Raw genomic sequence first — 24,555 nt, 5'->3', positions numbered from 1 at the left:
CTCTGCCGGCAGGATTGACCTATCTCGGTCTTGCCGCCAAGGCACTTGGCCATAACGTATCGGCCAGAGCCGGCGGCGAGGCTTGGGACGAAAGGGGGCTGGCACATTGGATCATATCCCAGCCGGTCGGCTCATATCTCGCGATCGCGGTCGGATTGGGATTTGCGGCCGGCGGAGCCGTGACGACGGCAAAAGGGGTTCTGCGCAAGTTCGAGAAGTATCTCAGGCTGCCGAAAGGGTAGAGTATTGATCGCGTGGGTGTGCGTCTACGGTCTGGTCGCGTTGGCATCGTTATCGCTGTCACCCGCATCCTGTTCACCTATGCAGGCTTCCAGGTGAATCCCGACCAGGCCGGACGCGTGCTCGATGCCTTGCGCTGGCACCGTCAATTGCCGTTCGGGTTGCTCGTCTACATGGTCGTTGCCATGGGGCTCGCGGCGTTCGGTATCCACAACCTCGTAGAGGCGCGATATCGCATCGTACCCGAGCCTCCTTCTCCGCGATGAAACGGGCTTCTCCGCCGTTACGCGGCTGAAGAGGAATTGAGCTAACCTCTGCCGGGGCCGCTATCCATAAGGATGGGCCCGCCGCCTGAGACGGCTCGACATCCGCGTGGCGACGCCGGCGGGCCGCTCAGGATCGGCGATATCGGACTCGGCGAGCAGTTCTTCATCCACGGTCAACTCGCGCATGGTGACCTCCACCAGTCCCCGTCGATCGGTACGGTTCAGGGCGTCGATGGCCTTGATCAACGATCCCTTTGAACGAAGCTCGTCCTCTATTCGCTGGACATCGTATCCGAGATGCTCGGCGAGCAATCCGTTGCGATGGAATGCGATCTTGCGCGCGATGTCGTCACGGCCTTCAGGCGCGTCGATGATCACGTCGCATTCGGTATCGTATCCCATCGAGCGGTTGTTCAGGTTCGCCGAGCCGAGCTTGAGAATCCGGTCGTCGATAATCATGATCTTTGCATGGACGTAGATCGGATTTCTCGCGTCGTTGACCGGATAGAGCAGTCTGAACCGCGCATGGCGATCGGCCACGCGCACCAGTTTCATCAGACGGATCCGAGCGGAATCCATTGCCTTCGCTTCAAGCCAGCCTTCCGCGCCTTGCGGGTTGATGACGACGACCTCGGGCCCGGCCGCCTCGCGCAACCTTGCAGCGATAGCCTCCGCGATCGTGCGGGACGCGAAGTACTGGCTCTCGATATAGATAAATTTCTTGGCCGCCGCGATCATCGCCAGCTTCGCCGCCTCGATCTCACTGACCTGGCCCTGTTCCTCGTATTCCGGCAACGTTCGCGCGATGCCGATTTCGATGTCGCGGAAATCGGCATCGAGACCGTCCGGCCACGGATCGGAGGTCGTCTCGACCCGATCGAGTTTTTCCTTGGTCGCGTGCTCCCATCTTGTTCGCGCGAGTTCACCGAGGCTGGCTGCGGCGCTGCCGGACAGGCAGGTCGTCGCATCGTGCCAGGGCCCTTGCGAAAACCCCATGGGCGACCGCCGGCGCTTGTCGTTGTCCAGATGATCCCGGGTGTCCCAACGCCCCACCGTCATGTCGATGCCGCCGCAGAAGGCGACCTTGTCGTCGATTACGAGCAGTTTCATGTGATGGGCGGAAAGGGACGGATGCGCGCCGTCCAGCTTGAGATGGACCCTGTTGGAGAACATCCAGCCGAGGATGTAGAAAGGCGTCTCGCCCCGGGTGATGGAATTGATGAGGCCGACGTCCCACTTGAGGATGCGGATGTCGAGCGCGTCGCGCCGTTTCGCAAGCCAGTTGAGAAAGCCGCCGAGTTTTTCCGGCGCGCCGTCATTGGCGCTGCCCGGCACGAGGTCGATGCGCGTGTCGAAATCCCATCCGACCATGTAGATCGAACGCTCGGCCTTCAGCATTGCATTGCGGGCATGCTCGAAAAACCCGACCGCGTCGATGATCACGGACACACGATCTGCTCCAGCGACGCGCCAGCAAGTCTCATTTTCAACGAGTAAGGATGTCATCAGCGACCTCGGCTTTGATCAGTGCGATATAGTTTGCGTGCATCCGCTGTCGAGATGGAACGTGTGGATCTGGACGCGTTTCCTACGCCACTCAAAAGGACATTCCCATGAGCGTCATCACTGCCGCGCAAATCCAATACCTGCCGCATGACCAGATTACGGCGAATAAGCGTGGATGATCGTCCGATTGTCGAGATGCATTTTAGTTAAGCGGCGAATCTAGATGAAATCGATTTTCGCTACCGCCGCTTTGAGTTCCCTTTCATCGCGCGTGCCGCTCTGAAAGAGCTTCAGCAGAGTCGCTGCCAGTCCTTCCGCCTGTCGGCTCTTCTTTTCAATGCCAACTTCGGCGCATGTTAGATCGAACACTCGCTGGAGCAAATCCAGCTCCTCAGGTTGTAGCGGATCGCCTGACGTAAAACTGACATGCTCGGTAATCATGAACCGGCCCCTGGCGATCGAGTGGTATCCAAGCATTACTAAGCATAGCTTTACCAGTTGGGAAGGGATCATGTGCCCTTCTTGCCGCAGACGTGCGTCACCGATAAGGACCGGCTTTCCATCAGCCCAGGCAGGTCAAACCGATCAACAGACTGGCGTTGAAAGCGCCGACGCCGTGTCGCGTCCAATCGTTCCAACAAAAAGCCCGGCATATGGCCGGCCTTTTCATTCATTTGATCGAGGTTCAGCACTTTGAAGACTGACCGTTCGTATTGGTGCCAGCGGCGCCTTCAACAGCTGTGGAAGTCTGGCCGTCCTTGTTCGGCATCGTTGCGGAGCCCTGGTGGCCAGATTGGGAGCGCAATTGGTGCGCGTCGAATTGGTGACGGTATTATCCATATTCTGCGGCGGATGCATCGGACCAGGATCAGGCTTTCCAGAATCGGTGGACCGGTTTTGACGGTTACTCGAGCTTGGGTTGGATAGCGATTGAGAAAAAGCGACACCGGTAGCGAGACCAGAAGACACGAGCGATACCGAAATAATCTTCAGCATGGATTTCCTCCTGTTTGCTGGCGGCTCTGCAGTGTCCCCAACCTTCAGTCAGAGAATTTCGTTCAAGATAAATGCGATCTTGGCACCCCACTCCCTCACGACGGTGACGGCCCTTCGCGAAACTCACCTTCTCGCCGGTTGGATACTGGTCGTTACTCAGCTGCTGATAGCATACCGATGATCAAAGCGTAGAGCGGCAGAAGCCAGAGCAGCGTGGCGCCGAAACCGGAAATCCAAAATCGCTTGGGAATATCGTCATCGGCCAGCCGCCGTACCCGCCGTCGCGGTTTCCGCGCCTCTGACATCCTCCATGTCCAACCTGTGAAGAACAGCCAACTTAGGATGCCGCCGATTAGCGTAACAGCGACGAACAACACCATCCCAAGACCGATCGCCAATGATGCAAGAAGGCCGCTGAATTCGTAGTTCACGAACGCTATTATTGCCGTGACGCCGGCCAAACAGAGCAAGACCAAAGGCCAATTGGCCCGAATGCTTACAATGGTTTCTTTCGCTTCAGATGGTACGGCGCGTATTGCAGCCGCGATGTTGTCGTTCAATTGATCCTCCCGAGGGTATGGCCTTTCCGCTGTTCGCGCGGATTGCAGTATTTCAATCGGGATGAGTGGCAAAAAGTTCCGGATGATTTGATATCGGGAGTACGTGCGGGTTTCTAATTATACCGGCGGCATTCAGCCTTGACGTCATCGGGCGATGAATTGCCCAACCCAAACGCCACATCTGTCGTCTGCAGGTCGATCACGGCGTCGGCCGCTGTGTTGCTGCGAGATATCTCGATCGTTTCACCGATTTCGCGGTCGTATCGCGCGGTTAAGGAGGCGGCGAGCTTATTCCATGTGGGGCTCCTCGACCTCCTTCGCGGGTTATTACCAGCCCTGCAATAAAGCCGGGAACGCTGCCTATTGGTGCATCTTCTCTCTCGACCCATCAAATCGGCGAGGTCGTCGAGAATCCCCGCCGCTCCGACGTGGCTCTCGTTCGCCATTGCTGCGAAGGCCAGCCGTAGATCCATTGCCGTTGGCGGTCGTCATTCCCGATTGCTCAAGAGTTTTCACTAGGGTCAATATCGCCGCACAATGCGCACGGTTCATGCGGACCACGACATCCATCAGCTCATCATTGGCGTTATCTTTCTTGCTACGCACCTGCAGCGCTCGGGCAGCATCAGCGGCACAGGTTTCGGCCAGTTCAGCTTATAGGCCGCAACAACGTCGGCCAGACCGAGCGCCACCACCTCGGGGTCCGGGCGAACGGCAGAGATCGCCGTTATCAGGTCCGCCACCGCGAAGGGTGCTGCTCGCCCGGACTGGATGGCAGAGTTGACCATGTCGGGTATTCGAGGCAAGGCTGTCGTCCCACTTCATCCCCAGCAGTTTTGCGAGTTCCCTAACGAAGGGTGTGGCTAGTGCCTCGGATCGGTGCGTCAGCAATCGTGTAGCCGAAAACAGCTTGCATTTCCCCCTCATTGCGGCCGAGCATTTTGGCGGCGACGGCGCCTGATTTGAGGGCCAAGCGAACACGCCAGCAGCCGAGCCAGGCCGGGTCGGCGCGGATCAGATCATCAATGGATTTCACGACGACACCCGCCGCGAAGGCGACGTCGGCTTCGTTGACGTCGCAACCACGCGACAACCCCCAACCTGGGACGGTGAGGCCATGTTGGCGTCGTTGGAACGGCGGGGGATCGATTCCATGCAGAAGAATACCAGTCGTTTTGGTTGCTTGCTCCCGACGCTTACAAAACGATGGTTTGCGCCATTCGGAGTGGAACCACTAGAACTGCCAGTGGACGGTGCACGTTCTTTCACCTATCGATTATTCATGAAATCGTCGATCAATCATATGCCTGCGCGCAAACAGCGCGAGCTCGGCAGGGTTCTGGAAATCCTGCACGAGGAATTCGAGGATGCGCTGAAACAGGGCACGGCCGAGTTCAAGAAGCGCGGCCGGATCCTGAAGATCATCCTGTTCGGCTCCTATGCCAAGGGCGGCTGGGTCGACGAGCCGTTCACCATGAAGGGCTACCGCTCCGATTTCGATCTGCTGATCATCGTCAACGACCGCAGGCTCTGCGAGTTCGCCGACTATTGGTACAAGGCCGCCGACCGGCTGATCCGCGACAAGTCGATCGAAACGCCGGTGAGTTTCATCGTCCATTCCAGGCGGGAGGTGAACACCTATCTGAAGGAGGGACAGTACTTCTTCTCCGATATCCGCAAGGAGGGCATCGTCCTTTATGAACTGGACGATGAGCCGCTTGCGGAGCCGCAGGCTCTTTCACCAGCGGATCGGTTGCGGGTCGCGAGAGAGCACTTCCAGGACCGGGTATCACTTTCGAGGTCTTTCCTAAAGATTGCCACGTCTTGCATTGTTGAAAAGGAATTCCGAATTGCGGCATTCGAGCTCCACCAATCGCTCGAGCAGGCTTATGCCTGTGTCTTGCTGACGCTAACGAACTACGGCCCGCCCTCCCACAATATCAAGTTCCTGCGCTCGCTTGCCGAGGAACAGGACCGGCGTCTGGCCGAGGCATTCCCGCGCGATCAGCATCGCGAACGGGCCTGGTTCAACACACTGAACGAAGCCTATGTGAAGGCACGGTATTCCAAGCACTACGAAATCAGCGAGGAGGCGCTCTCGTGGCTGGGGGAACGGACCGCAGTCCTGCTCGAGCTGGTCAATTCGGTCTGCTCGGGACATCTGCAGTTTCTGGAACGCAGCTCCAGCTAGTGCCGATTTAAATGCGGCCGATTCGGCTGTCTGGCAATCGCAGCGCTGCGTGACCCGACAGTTGGTTCCCGTTGAGAAACCTGATCGGCACCGCAGGAACAATATGGGCTTTCATTGCGAGCCCGCCCTTTTGAACATTGGTCGTCGGTCCAGATCCCGGTGGCCGATTTGAGCAGAGCCATCCTTCCATATTCGGCTAGACGTCCACACGAGCCGGCCGGCGTACCTGATCGGCAATCAGCACGCGCGGTTGCGAGCCGCCACGATCATGCGAGGCGCTGCTCGGTCTCGGCGTCGAACAGATGGACACTGCTTGCGGCAAATGTCAGCCGGACGCTTTCGCCAGCCGCGACCGCACTCCTGCCGTTCAGGGCGACGACAATCTCGGGCGTCGTGGCGGTGGTGATGAACGTCACCGCGCCGGTCGTTTCAACTGCCGCGACATCCACCCTGAACCCGGCGGCATCAGCCGCCGCCAAAATAAGATGCTCCGGGCGAATGCCGACCATCAGGGCGCGCCCGGCCGGCAGCGGATAGTCGAATTCAATCGTTTGCGGCTCGGCAAGATCCAGAACAAGGGCCCTTCCGTCAGGCGTCGATCGCGCCGGAATGAAGTTCATCGCCGGTGAGCCGATGAAACCGGCGACGAAGCGATTGCTCGGTCGGTCATACAGATCGAGCGGCTTGCCCTGCTGTTCGATGACGCCGTTGCGCATGACGACGACATGATCCGCCATCGTCATGGCCTCCACCTGGTCATGTGTGACATAGACCGAGGTCGCGCCGAGGCGATCATGCAGCGCCCTGATCTCCTTGCGCATGTGAACACGCAGTGCTGCGTCCAGGTTCGAGAGCGGTTCGTCGAACAGAAAGGCCTGCGGGTTGCGGATGATGGCGCGGCTCATCGCGACCCGTTGACGCTGCCCCCCCGAGAGTTCCCGCGGATACCGGTGCAGCAGGTCCGACAATCCGGTAATCGCCGCGACATCGGCGGCCGCCCTTTTTCGCTCGGCCTTTCCGACCCCGTTGATCTTCAGGCTGTAGGTCAGGTTTTGCTCGACGGTCATATGCGGGTAGAGCGCATAGGACTGGAACACCATGGCCAGATCCCGCTTTCGCGGCGGCACCCCGTTCATGCGCTTTCCGGCGATGATGAGATCGCCGCTCGATATGGTTTCCAGCCCCGCCAGCGAGCGCAGCAAGGTGGACTTGCCGCAGCCGGACGGTCCGACAAGAGCCACGAACGAACCCTTTGGAATGGAAAGATCGATATCCTTCAGCGCGTGATAGGCGCCATAATATTTGTTGACGGCCGAGAGTTCGATTTGGTGGGTCATTTCAATGCTCCCGATGTGAGCCCGGACACGATGCGGCGCTGCAACAGAACGAAGATGGCAAGGATGGGCGTCACATACATGGTGGCGTAGGCCATGATGTTGTTCCACTCGCTGGTGTTCGGCCCCATGAAGGAATTGAGCCCGACGCTGGCGGGCTGGAGCTGGATGTCCTGGATCATCGATTTGGAATAGACGAATTCGCCGAAGGCCTGCATGAAGATCAGGATGGCGCTCACCAGAATGCCATTGCGCGCCAGTGGCAGAACGATGTTGAAGAAGGCGCCGATGCGGGAATTGCCGTCCACCAACGCCGCCTCTTCCAGCTCCATCGGCACGGCCATGAAGGTTGCGCGCACAAGCACGACAAAGAAGGGCATGCTTTTGGCGGTAATGGCCAGGATCACGGCAAGGCGCGGATATTCGAGCAGCCCCAGCTGCGAAAAGCCGACGAAGATCGGCGTTATCATCAGCGAGGCGGGCAGCACCTGAAACATCAGGATGAGGAACAGCCCGACATCCACCCAGATATTGCGGTAGCGCGCCAGTACATAGGCGGAGCCGGTGCCGAGGATCGCAATCAGGGCCACGGCACCGAAGGCGATGACCGTCGAATTCCACAGGTAGCGGCCCATGTTCCGGCTTTCCCAGACATAGGCGAACGTGCTCCATTGGGCCGCCGAGGGCCAGAAACTCGGCGGGGTGGCAAACATTTCCGAGCCGCTTTTGAGCGCCGTCACGTACATCCAGTAGAGCGGGAAGAGATAGATCGCCGCCATCACGATGGACAGGGCGAGCAACAGCCGGTTGCGTGCGGTTTCGCTCATCCGCGCACCTCATGACGTGTGGAACGGACGTAGACGGTGGCGGCAAACATCACGAAAACGGTCATGATGACGGAAATGGTGGCACCCTTGCCGAAATCATATTGCCGGAAGGACAGATCCCAGGCCCAGTATTGCGCGACATTGGAGGAATTGTTGGGACCGCCGTCGGTAATGGCGGCAAACAGATCGAACTGTTGCAATGTGAAGATCAGCCCGAGCGCGATGATCGCACCGATCGTGGAGCGCATCATCGGCAGGGTGATGGTCCAGAAGCGCTGCCAGGCATTGGCGCCGTCCATCTCAGCCGCCTCGTAGAGATCTGCCGGAATGGCGGCAAGGCCGGTGGCAAGCAGGATCATGTTGAAGGAAGTGCCAAGCCAGATATTGGCCAGGATGACCGCCCAGAGCGAGAAGTTCGGGTCAGACCGCCAGAAGATATTGCCGTTCAGGAGGCCGGTTTGCTGCAGCAGGAAATTGAGTACGCCGAAATCGCCCGACAGGATCCAGTTCCAGATGGCGCCGACGACGAGGCCGGGCATGACCCAGGAAACCAGAAACAGGCCCCGCAACCAGGATGCGCCGGGAAAATTGATCCAGAAGAACAAGGCGAGCGCAAAGCCCACAAGGAACTGCCCCGTGATCGACCCCACCACGAAGACAATCGTGTTCCTGAGGATGGACATGGTTTCGGGCTGGGTGAGCAGGTCCACGTAATTCTTGAAACCGACAAAGGGCCGGATGACGCTGCCAAGGCTGAACATATCGACTTCCTGGAAGCTCATCAGGATGTTGTAGGCCAGCGGAAGTCCTGACAGCGCCAGGAGAAACGTGAAGGGCACCCCGACCAGAACAAGGTCGAAACCACGGCCGTCCGTTATGCTGGAGAACAGTCTTTTCATCAAAACCTCGCGGAAGCCTGGTTGACGGCGCGGCGGGTGAGTGCCGGGCCGTCACTGCGGGATGGCGGCGGCTTCAGCCCCCGATCGACTTGATCCTGGCAGCCGCCTGATCAAGTGCTGCCTTCGGCTCCGTCTGACCTGTCAGGGCTGCCTGTATCGCGTCCTGGATGGCCTTCGAGATTTTCGGCCATTCCGGCGACGGGCCGCGAGGCTGCGCGTATTTCAGCTGTTCCACGAAGGTGGCGAGCGCTGAATCCTTCAAGGCATTGCCCGTGGGCGGAACCGGAAGGTCGGACCGGGCCGGAAGCTGGCCGAAATCCTTGTACATGGTCACATCCTTGGACGCGAAGAATTCCAGGGCCTTGAAGGCCTCCTTCGGATGCTTGGTGCTGGAAAAGATCGCCCAGTTGAAATCGCCCATGGCGGATGAACGCTGAGCACCCTCACTCGGCACCGGCAGAAGGGCAGTGCCCCACTGGAATTTGGCATCTTTCAACATGCGGTCGATTTCCCAGGGTCCGGAAATCGCCATGGCCGCATTGCCGGCATTGAAGGTGGCCGTCGAATCCCACTGGCTTCGGGTGAGGGTGTCCGGCGAGGCCAGCTTTTCATCCAGCATCTGCTTCCAGACCGCAAGAGCCTTGACGGCACCCTCGCTGTTGATCGTTTTATAGGTAGCGCCGCCCATCTGCGCCCAGGGCAGGAACTGGAAAGTGCCCTCCTCGTTGGCCTTGGCGGAAAAGGTGATGCCGTAGATGTTCTTGGAAGGATTGGTGAGCTTTTTCGCCGTCGCCACCAGTTCGGTCCAGGTCTGCGGCGGCTTTTCGGGATCGAGACCGGCGGCCTTGAACAGATCCTTGTTGTAATAAAGCGCAATCGTGTTGGTCGCCTTCGGCACCCCGTAATATTTTTCGTCCCAGGTCACCGATTTCAGCGGGCCGGGGAAATAGTTTTCCGGCTTGATGACCTTCGATTGCTGGATCATGTCGGTCAGGTCCAGAAAAGCCTTGCGCGACGCGAACATGGCATGGTTGGGATTGTCGATGGTGATGATGTCCGGCGCCTTGCCGGTGGAATAGGCGCGCATCGCCTCGCTCACCACATCGTCGAACTGAAGCTGGCGATATTCGATCTGGATGCCGTTCTTTTGCGCGTTGAACTCCTTGACGAGGTTCGGCGCGGGCTGGATATCGCGGTCCAGCGACCAGAGAACGAGTTTCACATCCTCCGCTTTCGCACTCATGCCGGCAAGGGACGCACTGGCCAGAGCCAATGCAACGGAAATCATAGTCCTGCGGATACCCATGGTTCTCCTCCTTCTTGGTTATCCTCGATTCTCATCCGGCCGGCGCAGAGCTCCTTCTCTGACCAGCCGGTCTGCGCATCAGACGGGATCGACGACGAATGTGCCGCCTCTTGCCTGTTTGAGATGGTTCAAGGCATGGATCTGGCCGGTCATTTCCAGCGCATCCCGGTAAACGGGATCATGCCATCCCTCGATGTCGATCGAACCCGACCAGCCGGCCAGCCGCAGTTCGGAAATGATGTCGGTCCAGTTGCTGTCGCCGAAGCCCGGCGTGCGCATGAAGACGAAGGGGTGCCTTCCGAAGATGCCGTGCTCGCGGATCACGTCCCAGCGGATGGTGGCATCCTTGCCGTGGACGTGGAAAATCCGTTTTGCCCATTTGCGGATCTGCGGCAGGGGCTCGATGAGATAGACCATCTGGTGGCAAGGCTCCCATTCAAGGCCGATATGCTCGTCCGGCGTCTCATTGAAAATGAGCTCCCAGGCATCGGGGTTATGGGCGATGTTCCAGTCGCCGGTTGCCCAGTTGCCGTCCATGGCGCAGTTTTCAAAGGCAATCCGAATGCCCCTGTCGGCGGCGCGGCGGGCAAGCTCGCTCCAGATCTGCCGGTAACGCGGCAGGCTTTCCGTCAGCGGCCTGTTACGGATGCGCCCGGTGAAGCCGGCAACGCAGGTGGCGCCGAAGTGATGGGCGTTGTCGATGCAATCCTTCCAGCCCTGAAGCGTCTGGAGATCGAGTTCCGTTTCTTCCAGCGGATTGCCGAACATGCCGATGGTGGAGATGGTAATGTCCCGCGAACCGATCGCGTCGCGGCAACGCTTGCCGAGTTCGGCGATGTCCTGACCGTTTGTGGTCTGCCAGAAAAACGGCTGAAAACTTTCAAAGCCCATGTCGGCAATCTGGGAAATCCGCTGGGAGGCCTGCCCTTTTGTGGCGCTGACCATGGTGCCGATGCGGATGGAATGGTTTACCTGTCCGGTCATATTGCTGGCCCTTATGCTGCAAGGTCGATGGTTTGCCGTGACCTGGCGCTGTCGATTGCACCAAACACCATGGCAAGGCTCTTGATGTTGTCCTGTCCCGCGGTTTCCGGCACGCCGCCGGTTTCGATCGCCGACAGGAAGTCGGCGATGACGCTGGCATGGCCGTGGGTTTCCTCCTCCCGGGCGGGCGGCAGAACCTCGATCGGCACTGCGCCGCGCAGCAAACCGCTGTCGCTTCCCGCAGCAAAGGCGAGGAAGCGGTCCTCCCCGTCCCAGGTCAGCATTCCGTTCGAGCCGACGAGGCGCCATTCGCTTTCCCAACTGGTGCGCTGGCCTTCGGCGCACCAGGAGCCGCGATAGGTGAAGACCACGTCGTCGGTGAGTTGAAACACCGCATTGGCGCTGGCGCCGTGGGCGTACCAGGAGCCGGGCGGATTTGTTTCCAGGCAATAGACCGAAAGCGGTGTCTTGCCGGAGACAAAGCGGGCGGCGTCAAAGGTGTGGATCGCCATGTCCAGAAGCAGGACATTGTCCATCTTTTCGCGGAAACCGCCGAAATGCGGGGCGATGAAGAAATCGCAATGGATCGCGGTGAGCTGACCAATCGCGCCGCTCTCGACGAAACGCCGCATGCGCCGCACGCCGGAAATGAACCGCCGGTTCTGTACGACGGCATGAATGCGCCCCGCGGCCTCGGCGGCGCGGATGAGGTCCGTCGCCTCCTCCATCGAGGTGGCCATGGGTTTTTCGCTCAGCACATGGCATCCGTGGGAAAGCGCGGCCTTGACGACGGAATGGCGGGCGGCGGGAATAACGACGTCGAACACGATGTCCGCACCGGTTTCGGTGAGCACCGCGGCAAGGTCGGATCCGACGGAGATGGGCTGAAGGGAAAACTCGGCGGCCAGGGACTGCGCCACCGACACATCAAGATCGACCAGACCCACGACGGTCAGCGCCTGCCTCAGCTTCGGCCTGGACTGGAGCGCCCGCAGCCACCCTTTGGCCATGGCTCCGCAGCCACACAAAACGACCTTGTATGTCACCGATATCCTCCCATGCAATGTTTACGGGACAATACCTCCGCGCATCCGTAAACGTTTACGGCACTATGAACGCCGCGATTTTTTTGTCAATACTGTTTCCGAAAACGATTACGGTCGTATGTCGAACCCCTGAAAGGCTTCCCCTGTGACAGGCATCCGCCAACTTGCCGATTATCTGGATATTTCCATTGGCACCGTGTCGCGCGCGCTCAATGGCAAGGCGGATGTGAATGCCGACACCCGCAGGCGCGTCCTGGAGGCGGCAGAGAAGCTGGGCTATGTTCCCAACCAGTCGGGCCGCTCGTTGCGCAAGGGCTCGACCGGCGTGGTCGGTTTCATGATGCAGACCGGCCCGGAAATCACCAGCCAGGGCGATGCTTTCTTCATGAGCGTCTTCGACGGGGTGCAGACCGTGCTCAGCCGCCACAAGCTCGATCTCGTCGCCCTGCTCTGCTCTTCCAACGAAGATCCCTATGCCTATCTGCAGCGCACCGTGGCGCGCGGTTTTGCCGATGCCATCATCCTCTCGGCCACCCGCCGCAATGATGCGCGGTTCGAACTGCTGCACCGGCACGACATTCCCTTCATCTCGCTCGGCCGCAGCCTGACCGATGTCGGCCAGCCCTGGATCGATCTGGACTTCGAAGGAATGGCGGAGGTGGCGATCAAACGGCTGGTCAAGGCGGGCCACAGAGATATCGGGATCATCTGGCCCCATGGCGATCTCAACCTGGGTTACCTGTTTGCCGATCGATGCCGCCAGGTGCTCGCGGAACATGGGCTTGCCCTCAGCGACGATCATGTCTTCCGGGCAAAACCGAGCGAAGCGGGGGGCTACGCCGTGGCACACGAGATCGCCTCCAGATCTCCGCGCCCTTCGGCAATCGTCCTGGTCAATGAGATCCTGGTGACAGGGCTTTACAAGGGACTCGAGGACGCCGGCGTCAAGCCCGGCAAGGACATTGCAATCATCGGTCGCTATAGCCCCCAGGCACAGTTTCTCTCCCCGGCATTGACCTGCTTTACGTTGTCGCTTCGTGATCTGGGGATCAGCCTGGCGGAGCATCTGCTGTCGGTCATGCCGGCCTACCAGTCCCACTATGTCGGACAGACGCCCCGCGTGGTCTGGCCCATGACATTGATCGAAGGCGCAAGCGGCTGAACGGCAGTCCCGGCGGATATCTCAAGGTCGACGCAGTAGATGACGTCTCGGCCATGGCCGGCCTTGAGAATATTGGAACTGGAGACCTCCGTTCGGACCAGCGAGTTTCGCAAAACACTTGACATCCGGACTGGCTGAGGCAAATTCCCTGTCATGGGGTTGCGATCACCCCACGAGGCTACGGCCGAAGAATCGCGTCCACAAAACCGCTGGAACGGAGGACGCGTTATGCCGTCATTTCTGGAAATCACACCTGACAAACTTGCCCGCATCATTGGCACACCCAATCTGCCGACGATCATCGACGTCCGCAACGATGAGGATTTTGGAAGCGATCCTCGTTTGATCCCCGGATCGATCCGCCGAGACTTTCGCCGCGTCACCGAATGGGGCCCTGAAACATCCGGTCCCGCCATCGTCCTTTGCCAGAGAGGACAGAAGCTTGGCCATGGCGTCGCGGCACATCTCAGGGCGATGGGGAAACAAGCGGAGACGCTGGAAGGAGGGTTTGAGGCCTGGCGTGATTCGCAAGGCATTCTCGTTCCTGAGGAAAAGCTCCCTTCGAGAGACGTCCAAGGACGAACCGTCTGGGTGACGAGGTCCCGCCCAAAGATAGACCGCATCGCCTGCCCGTGGCTGATCCGTCGGTTCGTCGATCCTTCCGCGATCTTCCTGTTCGTTCCGGCGAGCGAAGTCGCGCTGGTGGGCGACCGCTTCAACGCGACGCCTTTTGACATCGAGGACGTCTTCTGGAGCCATCGCGGGGAACTGTGCACCTTTGACATCATGATCGACGAGTTCGGATTGAAGAGCGACGCTCTCTTGCATCTCGCCACCATCGTGCGGGGCGCCGACACGGCCCGGCCCGACCTCGCCCCCGAAGTGCAGGGTCTGCTCGCCATCTCGCTCGGACTGTCACGGATGTTCAACGACGACCTTGAACAGCTGCAGGCAGGCCTGCTGGTCTATGACGCGATGTATCGCTGGTGTCGCGACGCCACGGAGGAGACTCATAATTGGCCAAATCCGAGGAAGGGGTAACGGTCTTGACGGATACGGCAAAAAGCCTTGTCGACAGGCAGCCGGTCGCTGGCGGCGACGTCGTGCCGCTGTCCGAAGCGGTCAAGGTCTGGGCACGGGTCGCCGCCCTCAGCTTCGGCGGCCCGGCTGGCCAGATCGCGGTGATGCACCGGATCGTTGTCGACGAAAAGCGCTGGGTGGGAGAGCATCGTTTCCTTCACGCCCTCAACTATTGCATGCTTCTGCCGGGTCCGGAGGCCCATCAGCTCGCCATCTATATCGGCTGGCTGCTCAACAAAACCAAGGGCGGCATGATTGCCGGCCTTCTGTTTGTCCTGCCCGGTTTCATCTCCATCCTGGCGCTGAGCTACATCTACGTCCTGTTCGGCGACGTGGCCGTCATCGAGGGGATGTTCTTCGGCCTGAAATGCGCCGTCCTCGCCGTCGTCGTTCAGGCGGTCCTGCGGATTGGCAGTCGCGCCCTCAAGAACAGGGTGATGGTGGCGATCGCGGCCGTCGCGTTTGTGGCGATCTTCCTCCTCCACGTGCCGTTTCCGCTGATCATCATAGGTGCGGGTGCCGTCGGATATTTTGGCGGCCGGGCCGGGGTCGCCGCGTTCAGGGTCGGCGGCGGGCACAAGTCCGGTTCGGGCAATATCCTGGAAGATCGGGACTCCGTTCTCGGCGAGGACATCCCCCTCCATGCACGGTCGAACCTGGCCTGGTCTCTGAAGACCTCAGGCGTCCTCGCGGCGCTGTGGCTGCTTCCGGTCGTCGTTCTGCTGCTGACGCTCGGGCGTGACAACGTATTTTCGCAAATCGGCGTGTTTTTCAGTCAGATGGCCGTCGTCACCTTCGGCGGCGCCTATGCCGTGCTCGCCTATGTCGCGCAGGAGGCCGTCGAGCAGTTCGGCTGGCTCCGTCCGGGTGAAATGCTCGATGGGCTCGGCATGGCGGAGACCACACCGGGTCCATTGATCATGGTCACGCAATTTGTCGGCTTCCTGGCGGGCCATCGTGATCCGGGAGCTCTCAATCCACTGACCGCAGCCACCCTCGCCGCCATCCTGACGACCTGGGTGACGTTCCTGCCAAGCTTCCTGTGGATTTTTGCTGGCGCACCATTCATCGAGAAGATGCGGGGCAACATCGCCCTGACGGGGGCAATGTCGGCGATCACCGCGGCCGTCGTTGGCGTGATCCTCAACCTCGCGGTCTGGTTCGGCCTGCACGTCCTGTTTGGCGAGGTCCGGCAGATATCGGCGGGTCCGTTGTCCGTGGATATTCCTGTCCTGAGCTCGGTTATTTTGCCCTCGCTGGTTTTGACGGCCATTGCCGCCATGGCCATCTTCCGCTTCGGCCTGTCGGTCATCACGACGCTTCTCGGATCAGCGGTTTTGGGAATCTGCTGGAAGTTTATCGCCTTGAGTTGATGTTGGTCGAGACGCCTGGCGTCGCAGCATCGTTCAGATTGATGCCAGTGAAGGGGCGATCGCCGGTAAATGCTGCGCTCGACGCGACTGGCGCCTGGCTACTTCCACTGCGTCGCATTGCCCGCGGCGCAGCCGTAAGGCGGCAAGGACGCTGCAAAGGTGGTCTTCAGCCTGGCGCAGCCCCAGCCGTTGATCGGACCGGGCATGGCGCTGTTGAGCGTGATGCCGATTTCATCATAGGGGCTGTCGGTGTTGGTGACGTAGCGATGCCAGCGGAAACCGACAAGAACGACGATTGCAAGGACAATCGTCAGCAGCAGGCGAAACAATTTCCTCATGGGAGTATCCTTCAGACGCACAAAATCCAGCGTCTAGCACCCCTAAGCCGGAGCTGGAAGTGCTGCTGCCAAAGCGCCTGCGGATCCTCTCGGGCGCAAGGGCCGCAACGGGATTGCGACCCTTGCCGAGACCGGCCCCCCGAGGGGCCGGGATTTTATACGCCTTGCCGATCAGCCCCACTTCATTTCACCGGTGGCGACCTTGGAGCCTATGTCGAGCGCGATGCCCATGCCAAGGCCCGGAAAGCGTGCTTCCATCGCCGCCTTGAGCCCGGCCGAACCCTTGGCCTTTGCCAGTTCTTCCTCGAACGCCTTCAGATAGGCGAGCGTATGCGCGACGCCGGACAGGTCGGTCAGTGCGTCCGGCGTCATATGGCCGGCGACCACGATCGCCGGTTTGCGTGCCGCGATCTTTTCGAGATTGGCGATCCAGGCGGCCCGCAATTCGGCGCTGTTGGTATCTGCCGTCCAGACGTGAACGCCGTTGAAGATCATCACGCCGCCGACCACGGCGTTCAGCGACGGGACGAACAGATAGCGGCGATTGGACAAGCCTTCCGCGTCAACGATCTCGACAGTTTCACCGTCGACCGTCAGCGTCTTGCCGTCAAAGGCCTCCGGCATGACGACGTCGGCCAGCGCCTGCGGGCCGTTCTCCTTGAGCTGCGGCCCCCAGACGGCAAGCTTCTTGTCGACATTGCCCTTGATGGCCGCGACAGTTGCCGAGGCGGCGATCACCCTGGCATCCGGGAAAGCAGCCCTGATCGGGCCGAGGCTGAAATAATAGTCCGGATCGGACTGGCTGACATAGATCGTGGTGAGCGTCTTGCCCGTGGCCTTGATCGCTTCAGCGACGGCCCTGCCGTCGGCGAGCGTGAAGCCGCCGTCGATCAATATGGCTTGCGTCGCGCCGGAGACCAGGACCGGGCTGCGGAAGAAACCATTCTGCCCGGCCGGAAAGTGCTTCCACGCCAGGCCCGTGGCGGCATGGCCGGGACCCGCGGGCGCGAAGACGGCGGTAGCGCCGGCGGCGAGAGTGGTTTTCATGATCGTTCTCCTCGTGAACATGGAATGTCTCCTGGTGTTGCGTTCGGTGTCCGGAATTCAAGACATCACGGCGGGACAGGCCGCCTGATGGAACCAGAGAGAGGGTGATGCGGACCTTGCCGCTCGTGCCGCGCTCCTTGTGACGCCGTCAATGACATGACGGAATAGAACCAGGAAGACCAACAAACACGACAGAATGTATGCTAGAAGCTGACAATCACGGGGAAAACCTTCATGCAGGATGCGACCAACCTCAATCGGCTCGCCTATTTCGTGGCCGTCATCGATGCCGGATCCTTCACCCGGGCGGCCGAGTATCTCGGCATTACCAAGGCGGTCGTCAGCCAGCAGGTTGCAAGGCTCGAGCAGGAGGTCGGCACGACCTTGCTGATGCGCACGACGCGGCGTCTCCAGCCGACCGAGGCGGGCCGAATGTTTCACGCCCGATGCGTGTCGATTCTCAGAGAGGCCGAGGACGCCTTGGGGGAACTGGCGCAGGCCAGGTCAGAACCCAAGGGCCTGCTGAGGGTCACCGCACCCTATGACTATGGCACCTCGGTCATCGTGCCTGTGGTCACCGCCTTCACGGCCCGCTATCCGGATTGCAAGGTCGAGCTGAACCTCAGCGACAAGATGGTCGATCTGGTCGCCGACCACATGGACCTCGCCATTCGTGTCGGCTGGCTGGCCGATTCAAGCCTGCAGGCAAGGCGGATCGGTTCGTTTCAGCAATATCTGGTCGCTCCGCCTCAACTGGCCGGCAGGATAAAGGAACTCGATGGGCTCGCCGATTTGCCCGCCCTGCCCTTTGTTGCCAACAACGCGCTGCGCGAGCCGTTGGAGTGGAGGTTCACGCGCGGTGATCAGGAGACGTTCACGGTGCGGTTCAAGGCATCGATCTCGATCAACACCACGCCGGCGGTCATGCACGCGGCAAGGCATGGCGGCGGCTTGTCGGTCCTGCCGGACTTCCTTGCCAGGGCCGAGCTGGCCAGCGGACGCCTGATTCACGTCCTGCCGGATTGGCAGCTGCCCTCGGGCGGCGTGTTCACGGTCTATCCGGCGGCACGCTTCCGTCCGCCCAAGGTCTCTGCATTCGTGGAAATGCTGATCGCGGCGTTGAGAACCGAAACACCGCGCGGGGAATGACATCCAGGTCTCGACCATCTGCGGCTTGACAGATTTTCCAATTCACTCATAGTAGAAATTGGTCAGACAATCTGACCGCCTGCGCATCAAGGGAGTGATGCGCTCGGAGGAGTTCGATGTTCGTGGCTTTGGAGCCGCGCCGGCTTTATCGCCAGGTCGCGGAACAGATTCGTGTGCTGATCGATACGGGGGAGCTTAAGCCGGGTTCGAGGCTTCCGCCCGAACGGGAGCTCGCCGAACGATTTGCGGTCTCCCGGCCGACAGTCCGCGAGGCGCTGATCGTGCTCGAGGTCGAAGGTCGGATCCAGATCCGCATGGGATCCGGCGTCTACATCATGAGCACTCCGAGACAGCCCACGGTTGTCCTGCCCAACGACGAAGGAGGCGGCCCCCTCGAGATCCTTCAGGCGCGCTGCCTGATCGAAAGCGGCATCGCGGAAGAAGCCGCGCGTCTCGTGACGCCCGAGAGCATTGCCCGCATCGATCTGCTCCTGGAGCGCATGGAGCAGTCGCTGAACGACGGCCCGGTCGCCCTTGCCTGCGACCGCGATTTTCACACGGCAATCGCCGACATCATCGGCAATTCGGCGCTGAAGCACTTCACGGGACTGATCTACGATACGCGGATGTCGCCCTATTTCACCAAGCTTGCGAGCTATTTCGAGGGGCCGCACACATGGAAGCTGGCGCTCGAGGAGCACCGTGTCATTCGTGACGCCATTGCCGCGGGGGACCCTGCCGCGGCGCGCGAGGCCATGCGTCGTCACCTGACGCTGGCGCAAAAGAGATTCTCGGAAAGCTTCGGGGAGGAGCCGACCAGAGAAGACTGACCGTCCGCGATCGCGGCCGGATCGACCATACAGTTCCGTTTCACCTGGGAGGAAAGAATGAAACACCGACTGAAGACACTGCTTGGCGCCGCCGCACTCATCGTTGCATCGACGCTTTCGGCGCATGCCGAGACCGTGCTGAAATGGGCTCATGTCTATGAGACGCCCGAGCCTTTCCACACCGACTCGGTCTGGGCCGCCGGAGAGATCGCCAAGCGAACCAATGGCCGCTACAAGATCGACGTCTATCCGGCTTCGCAGCTCGGGAAAGAGGCCGACATCAACCAGGGCCTCAAGCTCGGCACCGTGGATATCATCATCTCCGGCTCCAGCTTTGCCGCGCGCGATCACAAGCCGATCGGCGTCACCTATTATCCCTATATCTTCCGCGACCCGAGCCATCTTCTGGCCTACACCAAGAGCGACGTCTTCAAGAAGCTCGCCAAGGGTTACGAAGACAAGACCGGCAACCACATCGTCGCCCTCAGCTATTATGGAACGCGCCACACCACGTCCAACCGGCCGATCTCGAAATGCGCCGACATGGCGGGCCTGAAGATGCGCGTACCGGATGTACCGGCCTATCTGGCCATGCCGCGCGCCTGCGGTGCCAACACCACGCCGATCGCCTTTGCGGAAGTCTACCTGGCACTGCAGAACGGCACTGTGGAAGCCCAGGAAAATCCGCTGACGACGATCGAGGCCAAGAAGTTCTACGAGGTCCAGAAGAACATCGTGCTGACCGGCCATATCGTCGATCACCTGAATACCGTCGTCTCCAAGACCCGCTGGGCCAGTCTCTCCGACGAAGACAAGAAGATCTTCTCGGACGTGATGCTCGAAGCCGCAGCCCGCACGACCAAGACCATCGAAGCCCGCGAAAAGGCGCTCGTCGATGAATTCAAGAAGAAGGGCCTGACCGTTACCGACGTCGACAAGGCAGACTTCGAGAAGAACGTCATCGACAAGGTGAAACTCGAGGACTTCGGCTACGAAAAGGCCGACTGGGACGCCATCCGCGCATTGAAGTGATGATCCCGGCCCCGGCGTGCAACGCGTCGGGGCAACCCCCTTGCGATTTTTCATGAACGGAGTGGACCCGATGACGGAGCATTCGCACGCGCCGATAAGCGTGGAAGAAATGGCGCATGCCTTTGAGGAAGAAGCAGCGCCCGTTGACCTGTCTCCCTATGCCATCGAGGACTGGGTGACGCTTGCGGTCTTCTGGGCCATGGGTCTGGCCGTATTCCTGCAATTTTTCACACGCTACGTGCTGAACGACAGCTTTGCCTGGACGGAGGAAATCGCCGCCAACTGCCTTGTGGTCGTGGTGTTTCTCGGCTCCGTCATGTGCGTGCGCATGGTCCGCCACATTCATGTCGACCTGCTCTACCGTTTCCTGTCCAAGCGGGCCGGACGGCTCCTGGAACTCGTGGTCGATGCGATCAGCATTGGCTTCTTTGCCTATATCACTTGGCTGATGTGGCGTTATCTGGAGATCGTCGGGGAGGAGCGAATGGTGACGGTCGACCTGCCGCGCGGCATCGTCTTCTACACCGTCTTTGCGGCATTCGCCCTGATGTTCCTGCGATCCGCCCAAAACCTGGTCAAGGACCTGACCGGCACCGAGAGCGTGCGTGAGCAGGCGCAGGACGACATCCACACGGGGGGAATCTGACATGCTGCTCCTGATTGGATCATTCCTCGCACTTTTGATGATCGGCTCACCGGTCGCCGTGTCCATGGCTGTCGCGTCGCTGCTCTATCTGGTGATCTACGGCGTGGCGCCTGACATCATCGCCGCCCAGCGGATGATCGCCGGCGTCGAAAGCTTTCCGCTGATTGCCGTGCCGTTCTTCATCCTGGCCGGCAACCTCATGAACATTGCCGGCGTAACGGGCCGCATCTATCGCTTTGCGCTATCGCTCGTCGGCTGGATGAAGGGCGGCCTGGCGCAGGTCAACATCATCGGGTCGGTGGTGTTTTCCGGCATGTCCGGAACGGCGCTGGCAGATGCCGCCGGTATCGGCACGATCGAAATCAAGGCCATGAAGGATCATGGCTATCCGGTCGAGGCAGCTGTCGGCGTCACCGCAGCGTCGGCAACGCTCGGCCCGATCTTTCCCCCGTCACTGCCGTTCGTCATCTACGGCATGATGGCGAATGCATCGATCGGTGCCCTGTTCATGGCCGGCATCATTCCCGGCATCGTGATGACATTGCTGATGATGCTCACCGTCTATATCTTCGCCAAGCGCAAGGGCTGGGGCTCGGATACGCCCTTCGAGTTGAAGCAGTTGCTCGGTGCCTCGCTCGAAGTGGCGATCGTGCTTGCCTTCCCTGCGACCGTCTACCTGATGATCCTGGCGGGCCTATCGGTCAATGTCGCGGTGCTGATCGGACTTGCCTTCCTGGTGGCGCTCGACTGGTATTTCGATTTTTCCGCCGTCATGGCCCTGATGACGCCGGTCCTGTTGATCGGGGGCATGACCATGGGCTGGTTCACGCCCACCGAAGCCGCCGTTGCTGCGGTCCTCTGGTCGCTTTTCCTCGGCCTGGTACGCTACCGCACGATGACGGTAAGGGCATTGGCCAAGGCATCCTTCGACACGATCGAAACGACGGCCTCGGTTCTCTTCATCGTCACCGCGGCATCCATCTTCGCCTGGCTGCTGACGGTCAGCCAGGCAGCTCAGCTGTTCTCCGATTTCCTGTTCGGCCTGACAGACAACTGGTGGACCTTTCTGATCATCGTCAACGTACTGCTCCTGATCGTCGGCGCCTTCCTCGATACGATCGCCGCCATCAGCATCCTGGTACCGATCCTGATGCCCGTGGCCGCGCGCTATGGCATCGATCCGGTGCATCTCGGTCTCATCATCACCCTCAACCTGATGATCGGCCTTTTGACGCCGCCGGTCGGCATGGTGCTCTTCGTTCTCTCCCGCATCTCCAAACTGTCGGTGGAGAAAACGGCGCTCGCCATCCTGCCCTGGATGATCCCGCTGTTCGTTGCGCTCGGCCTTATCACCTTCATCCCGGCGATCACGCTCTGGCTGCCCACCCAGCTCGGCCTCATCCGATAACCGCCGGTCCCCGATACTGGGGAACGGCAATCTCTTGAACGAAAGGTACAGTGCGATGCAGACGCGCGTTGCCCGCCTTCACGCTCAGCGTGACCTCCGAGTGGAGACACTGGATGCCCCCGACCTCGGCCCGGGCCAGGTGCTGCTTAGAATGGCGGCGGGTGGCATCTGCGGCTCCGATCTCCATTATTATCAGGACGGCGGGTTCGGCCCGGTGCGGGTTCGCGAACCGATCATCGCCGGCCACGAGGCCTCCGGCTTCGTCGAAGCCCTGGGCGCAGGGGTTGGCGGGCTGGAACTCGGGCAGTTGGTTGCGGTCAATCCATCGCAGCCATGCGGCCATTGCCAATACTGCCGGACCGGCCAGCCGATCCATTGCCTCGACATGCGCTTCATGGGTTCGGCGATGCGCCTGCCGCACGAAAACGGCATGTTCCGCGAGAGGCTGGTCGTGCCCGCAATCCAGTGTCATCCGGTTGGAGATGGCGTGTCGCCGGGCGAGGCCGCCTGTGCGGAGCCGCTTGCCGTATGCCTGCATGCTGTCGCCCAGGCCGGAGACCTGTCGGGCCGCACCGTGCTGGTCACCGGGGCAGGCCCGATCGGGCTTCTGACGGTTGCCGCGGCCCGGCATGCGGGTGCCGCCAGGATCGTGGTAACGGATCTGGCCGATGCAGCCCTGTCGCGGGCGCCGTCCATGGGCGCGACCGAGACGATCAACGTGGCTTCCAATCCGGAGGGGCTTCTTCCCTTCCAGGAGGGCAAGGGCAGTTTCGACGTGGTGTTCGAATGCTCGGCTTCCGCTGCGGCCCTGCGATCGGCCTTTCCCGCGCTCAAGCCCCGCGGAACGCTCGTCCAGATCGGCGTGACCGGTGACATGACCATCCCGCTCAATGCGCTGGTGGGCAAGGAGATCGTCTGGCGCGGCTCGCAGCGCTTCCATGCGGAATTCGCCGAGGCGGTCGATCTGATCGCCAGGCGTCGCATCGACGTGCGGCCGATCATCTCGCACAGTTTTCCGCTGGATGCGGTGACCGCGGCTTTCGAACAGGCCGCGGACCGATCCAAGGCCTGCAAGGTACAGATCACATTCGAGCAGACCCAGACAATCGGGAAGGACAGGACATGAGACATACGTGGCGCTGGTTCGGCCCGATTGACAAAGTGAGCGTCAGAGATGCGGCGCAGGCCGGAGCGGAAGGCATCGTTTCCGCGCTCCATCACATTGCCACCGGCGAGGTCTGGCCGGTCGACGAGATCGCCAGGCGGCACGAGGAGATCAAGGCCGGCGGTCTGGTATGGGATGTCGTGGAGAGCGTTCCGGTCTCCGAGGATATCAAGACGCAGACCGGCGACTGGAAGCGCCATATCGCCAATTGGCAGGAAACGCTGCGGCGTCTGTCGGCCTCCGGCATTCGCACCGTCTGCTACAATTTCATGCCGATCCTCGACTGGACCCGCACGGACCTGCGCTGGGACACACGCCACGGCGCCAAGGCCATGCGGTTCGACCTGACCGATTTTGCCGCCTTCGATATCCATATCCTCAAACGTCCCGAGGCCTGCGGCGATTATCCGGAATGGCTGCAGCAAGAGGCGGCGCGGCGGTTTTCCGGGATGGCGGATGCGAAGATCGCAGCCCTGGGCAAAAACATCGGGGCGGGGCTGCCGGGCTCGGCGGACGGTTATACGCTCGACCAGCTGCTGGAAAAGCTTCGTTCCTATCAGGGTATCGACCGGGCACGACTGCAACAGAACCTCGTCGACTTCCTGACCGAAGTCACGCCCGTGGCGGAAGAGGTCGGCATCAACATCTGCGCGCATGGCGACGATCCGCCCTGGCCGCTGCTCGGCCTTCCGCGCATCCTGTCGACCGAAGCCGACTACGCCCATATGCTGGATCAGGTCGGGGCGCGCGCCAATGGCGTGACGCTCTGCACCGGCTCGCTCGGCGCCAGGGCCGACAACGACCTGCCCGTCGTTGCCTCGCGCTTTGCCGACCGCATCCATTTCGTGCATCTGCGCAATGTGACGCGGGACAGCGACACAGTCCCCTGCTCCTTCTTCGAGGACGAGCATCTGGAGGGCGCAACGGACATGGTTGCCGTGATCGCCGCGCTGCTTTCGGAAGAAGCCCGCCGGCGCGGCGAAGGCCGCGAGGACCATTGCATCCCGATGCGGCCGGATCACGGGCAGGAAATCCTCGACGACCTGACGCGCGGCGCGCAGCCGGGTTATCCTGCGATCGGACGGCTGAAGGGGCTGGCGGAGCTTCGCGGCATCGAGCGAACGCTCTCGCATCCCCGCTATGGCCTGGGGGTCTGATCAGGCACCGGGT

Annotated in this window: 27 protein-coding genes; 13 read left to right on the top strand and 14 right to left on the bottom strand. The window is 60.7% G+C overall.

The window, feature by feature from the left end; genetic code table 11:
- Positions 1-14 precede the first annotated feature (14 nt).
- Positions 15-242 carry a hypothetical protein gene (locus ACZ9EJ_RS23135; RefSeq protein ID WP_255743323.1) on the top strand — a complete coding sequence of 76 codons (228 nt, stop codon included), beginning with the start codon at positions 15-17 and terminating at the stop codon, positions 240-242.
- 12 nt (positions 243-254) lie between these two features.
- On the top strand, positions 255-506 hold the full coding sequence (locus tag ACZ9EJ_RS23130; protein WP_052764604.1) for a DUF1206 domain-containing protein: 252 nt from the start codon (positions 255-257) through the stop codon (positions 504-506).
- Between the two features lie 60 nt (positions 507-566).
- Here ACZ9EJ_RS23130 and ACZ9EJ_RS23125 read toward each other — a convergent pair whose 3' ends face one another.
- From ACZ9EJ_RS23125 to ACZ9EJ_RS23100, 6 genes are all read right to left on the bottom strand, one after another.
- Positions 567-1,955 (bottom strand): phospholipase D-like domain-containing protein, encoded by a 1,389-nt coding sequence (locus ACZ9EJ_RS23125; protein ID WP_476099920.1) that lies wholly within the window; start codon positions 1,953-1,955, stop codon positions 567-569.
- Between the two features lie 276 nt (positions 1,956-2,231).
- Entirely contained in the window at positions 2,232-2,453 is a 222-nt protein-coding gene (locus ACZ9EJ_RS23120; RefSeq protein WP_046633378.1) for a hypothetical protein, read from the bottom strand.
- Positions 2,454-2,678: 225 nt separating this feature from the next.
- Positions 2,679-3,008 carry a hypothetical protein gene (locus tag ACZ9EJ_RS23115; RefSeq protein WP_255743326.1) on the bottom strand — a complete coding sequence of 110 codons (330 nt, stop codon included), beginning with the start codon at positions 3,006-3,008 and terminating at the stop codon, positions 2,679-2,681.
- A 152-nt stretch (positions 3,009-3,160) separates the two neighbouring features.
- Positions 3,161-3,568, bottom strand: a complete 408-nt coding sequence (locus ACZ9EJ_RS23110) for a hypothetical protein (protein WP_046640625.1) — start codon at positions 3,566-3,568, stop codon at positions 3,161-3,163.
- A gap of 569 nt (positions 3,569-4,137) precedes the next feature.
- A complete protein-coding gene (locus tag ACZ9EJ_RS23105) occupies positions 4,138-4,356 on the bottom strand; it encodes a DUF1403 family protein (RefSeq protein ID WP_046640623.1) in 219 nt (72 codons plus the stop codon).
- Positions 4,357-4,415: 59 nt separating this feature from the next.
- Complete coding sequence (locus ACZ9EJ_RS23100) at positions 4,416-4,661, bottom strand: DUF1403 family protein (protein WP_052764603.1); 246 nt, start codon at positions 4,659-4,661, stop codon at positions 4,416-4,418.
- Between the two features lie 189 nt (positions 4,662-4,850).
- Between ACZ9EJ_RS23100 and ACZ9EJ_RS23095 the strand changes: the two genes are divergently transcribed.
- A complete protein-coding gene (locus ACZ9EJ_RS23095) occupies positions 4,851-5,759 on the top strand; it encodes a nucleotidyltransferase and HEPN domain-containing protein (RefSeq protein WP_046640622.1) in 909 nt (302 codons plus the stop codon).
- Between the two features lie 266 nt (positions 5,760-6,025).
- Here the strand turns inward: ACZ9EJ_RS23095 and ACZ9EJ_RS23090 are convergent, their stop codons facing one another.
- From ACZ9EJ_RS23090 to ACZ9EJ_RS23065, 6 genes are all read right to left on the bottom strand, one after another.
- A complete protein-coding gene (locus ACZ9EJ_RS23090; RefSeq protein WP_046640621.1) occupies positions 6,026-7,096 on the bottom strand; it encodes an ABC transporter ATP-binding protein in 1,071 nt (356 codons plus the stop codon).
- The gene (locus ACZ9EJ_RS23085; RefSeq protein WP_046640620.1) at positions 7,093-7,920 is read right to left on the bottom strand and encodes a carbohydrate ABC transporter permease; all 828 of its coding nucleotides are present in this window, start codon (positions 7,918-7,920) and stop codon (positions 7,093-7,095) included. The genes ACZ9EJ_RS23090 and ACZ9EJ_RS23085 overlap by 4 nt, the downstream gene beginning before the upstream one ends.
- A complete protein-coding gene (locus ACZ9EJ_RS23080) occupies positions 7,917-8,819 on the bottom strand; it encodes a carbohydrate ABC transporter permease (protein ID WP_046633294.1) in 903 nt (300 codons plus the stop codon). Before ACZ9EJ_RS23080 ends, ACZ9EJ_RS23085 begins: the two co-directional genes overlap by 4 nt.
- A gap of 73 nt (positions 8,820-8,892) precedes the next feature.
- Positions 8,893-10,125, bottom strand: a complete 1,233-nt coding sequence (locus ACZ9EJ_RS23075; RefSeq protein ID WP_046640619.1) for an ABC transporter substrate-binding protein — start codon at positions 10,123-10,125, stop codon at positions 8,893-8,895.
- A 78-nt stretch (positions 10,126-10,203) separates the two neighbouring features.
- Positions 10,204-11,109: a sugar phosphate isomerase/epimerase family protein gene (locus ACZ9EJ_RS23070; protein WP_046640618.1), complete on the bottom strand. Its 906-nt coding sequence runs from the start codon at positions 11,107-11,109 to the stop codon at positions 10,204-10,206.
- An 11-nt stretch (positions 11,110-11,120) separates the two neighbouring features.
- Positions 11,121-12,155 (bottom strand): Gfo/Idh/MocA family protein, encoded by a 1,035-nt coding sequence (locus tag ACZ9EJ_RS23065; RefSeq protein WP_046640617.1) that lies wholly within the window; start codon positions 12,153-12,155, stop codon positions 11,121-11,123.
- A 145-nt stretch (positions 12,156-12,300) separates the two neighbouring features.
- Between ACZ9EJ_RS23065 and ACZ9EJ_RS23060 the strand changes: the two genes are divergently transcribed.
- The 3 genes from ACZ9EJ_RS23060 to chrA all read left to right on the top strand — a co-directional run bounded on the left by ACZ9EJ_RS23060 (position 12,301) and on the right by chrA (position 15,770).
- Positions 12,301-13,317: a LacI family DNA-binding transcriptional regulator gene (locus ACZ9EJ_RS23060; RefSeq protein WP_046640616.1), complete on the top strand. Its 1,017-nt coding sequence runs from the start codon at positions 12,301-12,303 to the stop codon at positions 13,315-13,317.
- A 228-nt stretch (positions 13,318-13,545) separates the two neighbouring features.
- A complete protein-coding gene (locus ACZ9EJ_RS23055) occupies positions 13,546-14,358 on the top strand; it encodes a chromate resistance protein ChrB domain-containing protein (protein WP_046640615.1) in 813 nt (270 codons plus the stop codon).
- A gap of 5 nt (positions 14,359-14,363) precedes the next feature.
- Entirely contained in the window at positions 14,364-15,770 is a 1,407-nt protein-coding gene (gene chrA / locus ACZ9EJ_RS23050; RefSeq protein ID WP_046640644.1) for a chromate efflux transporter, read from the top strand.
- Between the two features lie 98 nt (positions 15,771-15,868).
- Here the strand turns inward: chrA and ACZ9EJ_RS23045 are convergent, their stop codons facing one another.
- Both ACZ9EJ_RS23045 and ACZ9EJ_RS23040 read right to left on the bottom strand, forming a co-directional pair.
- The gene (locus ACZ9EJ_RS23045; RefSeq protein ID WP_046640614.1) at positions 15,869-16,108 is read right to left on the bottom strand and encodes a hypothetical protein; all 240 of its coding nucleotides are present in this window, start codon (positions 16,106-16,108) and stop codon (positions 15,869-15,871) included.
- 171 nt (positions 16,109-16,279) lie between these two features.
- Positions 16,280-17,176, bottom strand: coding sequence for an MBL fold metallo-hydrolase (locus tag ACZ9EJ_RS23040; RefSeq protein ID WP_255743327.1), 897 nt, complete (start codon positions 17,174-17,176; stop codon positions 16,280-16,282).
- A gap of 213 nt (positions 17,177-17,389) precedes the next feature.
- Between ACZ9EJ_RS23040 and ACZ9EJ_RS23035 the strand changes: the two genes are divergently transcribed.
- The 7 genes from ACZ9EJ_RS23035 (at position 17,390) to uxuA (ending at position 24,542) form a co-directional block, all read left to right on the top strand.
- The gene (locus ACZ9EJ_RS23035) at positions 17,390-18,304 is read left to right on the top strand and encodes a LysR family transcriptional regulator (protein WP_046640612.1); all 915 of its coding nucleotides are present in this window, start codon (positions 17,390-17,392) and stop codon (positions 18,302-18,304) included.
- A gap of 116 nt (positions 18,305-18,420) precedes the next feature.
- On the top strand, positions 18,421-19,134 hold the full coding sequence (locus ACZ9EJ_RS23030; RefSeq protein ID WP_046640611.1) for a FadR/GntR family transcriptional regulator: 714 nt from the start codon (positions 18,421-18,423) through the stop codon (positions 19,132-19,134).
- Between the two features lie 57 nt (positions 19,135-19,191).
- Complete coding sequence (locus tag ACZ9EJ_RS23025) at positions 19,192-20,166, top strand: sialic acid TRAP transporter substrate-binding protein SiaP (protein WP_046640610.1); 975 nt, start codon at positions 19,192-19,194, stop codon at positions 20,164-20,166.
- Between the two features lie 70 nt (positions 20,167-20,236).
- Positions 20,237-20,812 (top strand): TRAP transporter small permease, encoded by a 576-nt coding sequence (locus ACZ9EJ_RS23020; RefSeq protein ID WP_046640643.1) that lies wholly within the window; start codon positions 20,237-20,239, stop codon positions 20,810-20,812.
- Position 20,813: 1 nt separating this feature from the next.
- The gene (locus ACZ9EJ_RS23015; protein WP_046640609.1) at positions 20,814-22,220 is read left to right on the top strand and encodes a TRAP transporter large permease; all 1,407 of its coding nucleotides are present in this window, start codon (positions 20,814-20,816) and stop codon (positions 22,218-22,220) included.
- A gap of 55 nt (positions 22,221-22,275) precedes the next feature.
- Positions 22,276-23,346, top strand: coding sequence for an L-idonate 5-dehydrogenase (locus tag ACZ9EJ_RS23010; RefSeq protein WP_046640608.1), 1,071 nt, complete (start codon positions 22,276-22,278; stop codon positions 23,344-23,346).
- Positions 23,343-24,542 (top strand): mannonate dehydratase, encoded by a 1,200-nt coding sequence (uxuA, locus tag ACZ9EJ_RS23005; protein ID WP_046640607.1) that lies wholly within the window; start codon positions 23,343-23,345, stop codon positions 24,540-24,542. Before ACZ9EJ_RS23010 ends, uxuA begins: the two co-directional genes overlap by 4 nt.
- Positions 24,543-24,555 lie beyond the last annotated feature (13 nt).

It is taken from the genome of Neorhizobium sp. USDA 3394 (assembly GCF_056280385.1).
This window is presented reverse-complemented; position numbering and strand designations above follow the sequence as displayed.

What these genes read in the sequence shown, in the direction of transcription:
- ACZ9EJ_RS23070 (WP_046640618.1), bottom strand. Translation starts at nt 11,109, where the DNA reads ATGACCGGACAGGTAAACCATTCCATCCGCATCGGCACCATGGTCAGC.
- ACZ9EJ_RS23080 (WP_046633294.1), bottom strand. Translation starts at nt 8,819, where the DNA reads ATGAAAAGACTGTTCTCCAGCATAACGGACGGCCGTGGTTTCGACCTT.
- ACZ9EJ_RS23045 (WP_046640614.1), bottom strand. Translation starts at nt 16,108, where the DNA reads ATGAGGAAATTGTTTCGCCTGCTGCTGACGATTGTCCTTGCAATCGTC.
- ACZ9EJ_RS23030 (WP_046640611.1), top strand. Translation starts at nt 18,421, where the DNA reads ATGTTCGTGGCTTTGGAGCCGCGCCGGCTTTATCGCCAGGTCGCGGAA.
- ACZ9EJ_RS23015 (WP_046640609.1), top strand. Translation starts at nt 20,814, where the DNA reads ATGCTGCTCCTGATTGGATCATTCCTCGCACTTTTGATGATCGGCTCA.
- uxuA (WP_046640607.1), top strand. Translation starts at nt 23,343, where the DNA reads ATGAGACATACGTGGCGCTGGTTCGGCCCGATTGACAAAGTGAGCGTC.
- ACZ9EJ_RS23105 (WP_046640623.1), bottom strand. Translation starts at nt 4,356, where the DNA reads ATGGTCAACTCTGCCATCCAGTCCGGGCGAGCAGCACCCTTCGCGGTG.
- ACZ9EJ_RS23010 (WP_046640608.1), top strand. Translation starts at nt 22,276, where the DNA reads ATGCAGACGCGCGTTGCCCGCCTTCACGCTCAGCGTGACCTCCGAGTG.
- ACZ9EJ_RS23085 (WP_046640620.1), bottom strand. Translation starts at nt 7,920, where the DNA reads ATGAGCGAAACCGCACGCAACCGGCTGTTGCTCGCCCTGTCCATCGTG.
- ACZ9EJ_RS23095 (WP_046640622.1), top strand. Translation starts at nt 4,851, where the DNA reads ATGAAATCGTCGATCAATCATATGCCTGCGCGCAAACAGCGCGAGCTC.
- ACZ9EJ_RS23120 (WP_046633378.1), bottom strand. Translation starts at nt 2,453, where the DNA reads ATGATTACCGAGCATGTCAGTTTTACGTCAGGCGATCCGCTACAACCT.
- ACZ9EJ_RS23020 (WP_046640643.1), top strand. Translation starts at nt 20,237, where the DNA reads ATGACGGAGCATTCGCACGCGCCGATAAGCGTGGAAGAAATGGCGCAT.
- ACZ9EJ_RS23115 (WP_255743326.1), bottom strand. Translation starts at nt 3,008, where the DNA reads ATGCTGAAGATTATTTCGGTATCGCTCGTGTCTTCTGGTCTCGCTACC.
- ACZ9EJ_RS23055 (WP_046640615.1), top strand. Translation starts at nt 13,546, where the DNA reads ATGCCGTCATTTCTGGAAATCACACCTGACAAACTTGCCCGCATCATT.
- ACZ9EJ_RS23075 (WP_046640619.1), bottom strand. Translation starts at nt 10,125, where the DNA reads ATGGGTATCCGCAGGACTATGATTTCCGTTGCATTGGCTCTGGCCAGT.
- ACZ9EJ_RS23090 (WP_046640621.1), bottom strand. Translation starts at nt 7,096, where the DNA reads ATGACCCACCAAATCGAACTCTCGGCCGTCAACAAATATTATGGCGCC.
- ACZ9EJ_RS23040 (WP_255743327.1), bottom strand. Translation starts at nt 17,176, where the DNA reads ATGTTCACGAGGAGAACGATCATGAAAACCACTCTCGCCGCCGGCGCT.
- ACZ9EJ_RS23035 (WP_046640612.1), top strand. Translation starts at nt 17,390, where the DNA reads ATGCAGGATGCGACCAACCTCAATCGGCTCGCCTATTTCGTGGCCGTC.
- ACZ9EJ_RS23025 (WP_046640610.1), top strand. Translation starts at nt 19,192, where the DNA reads ATGAAACACCGACTGAAGACACTGCTTGGCGCCGCCGCACTCATCGTT.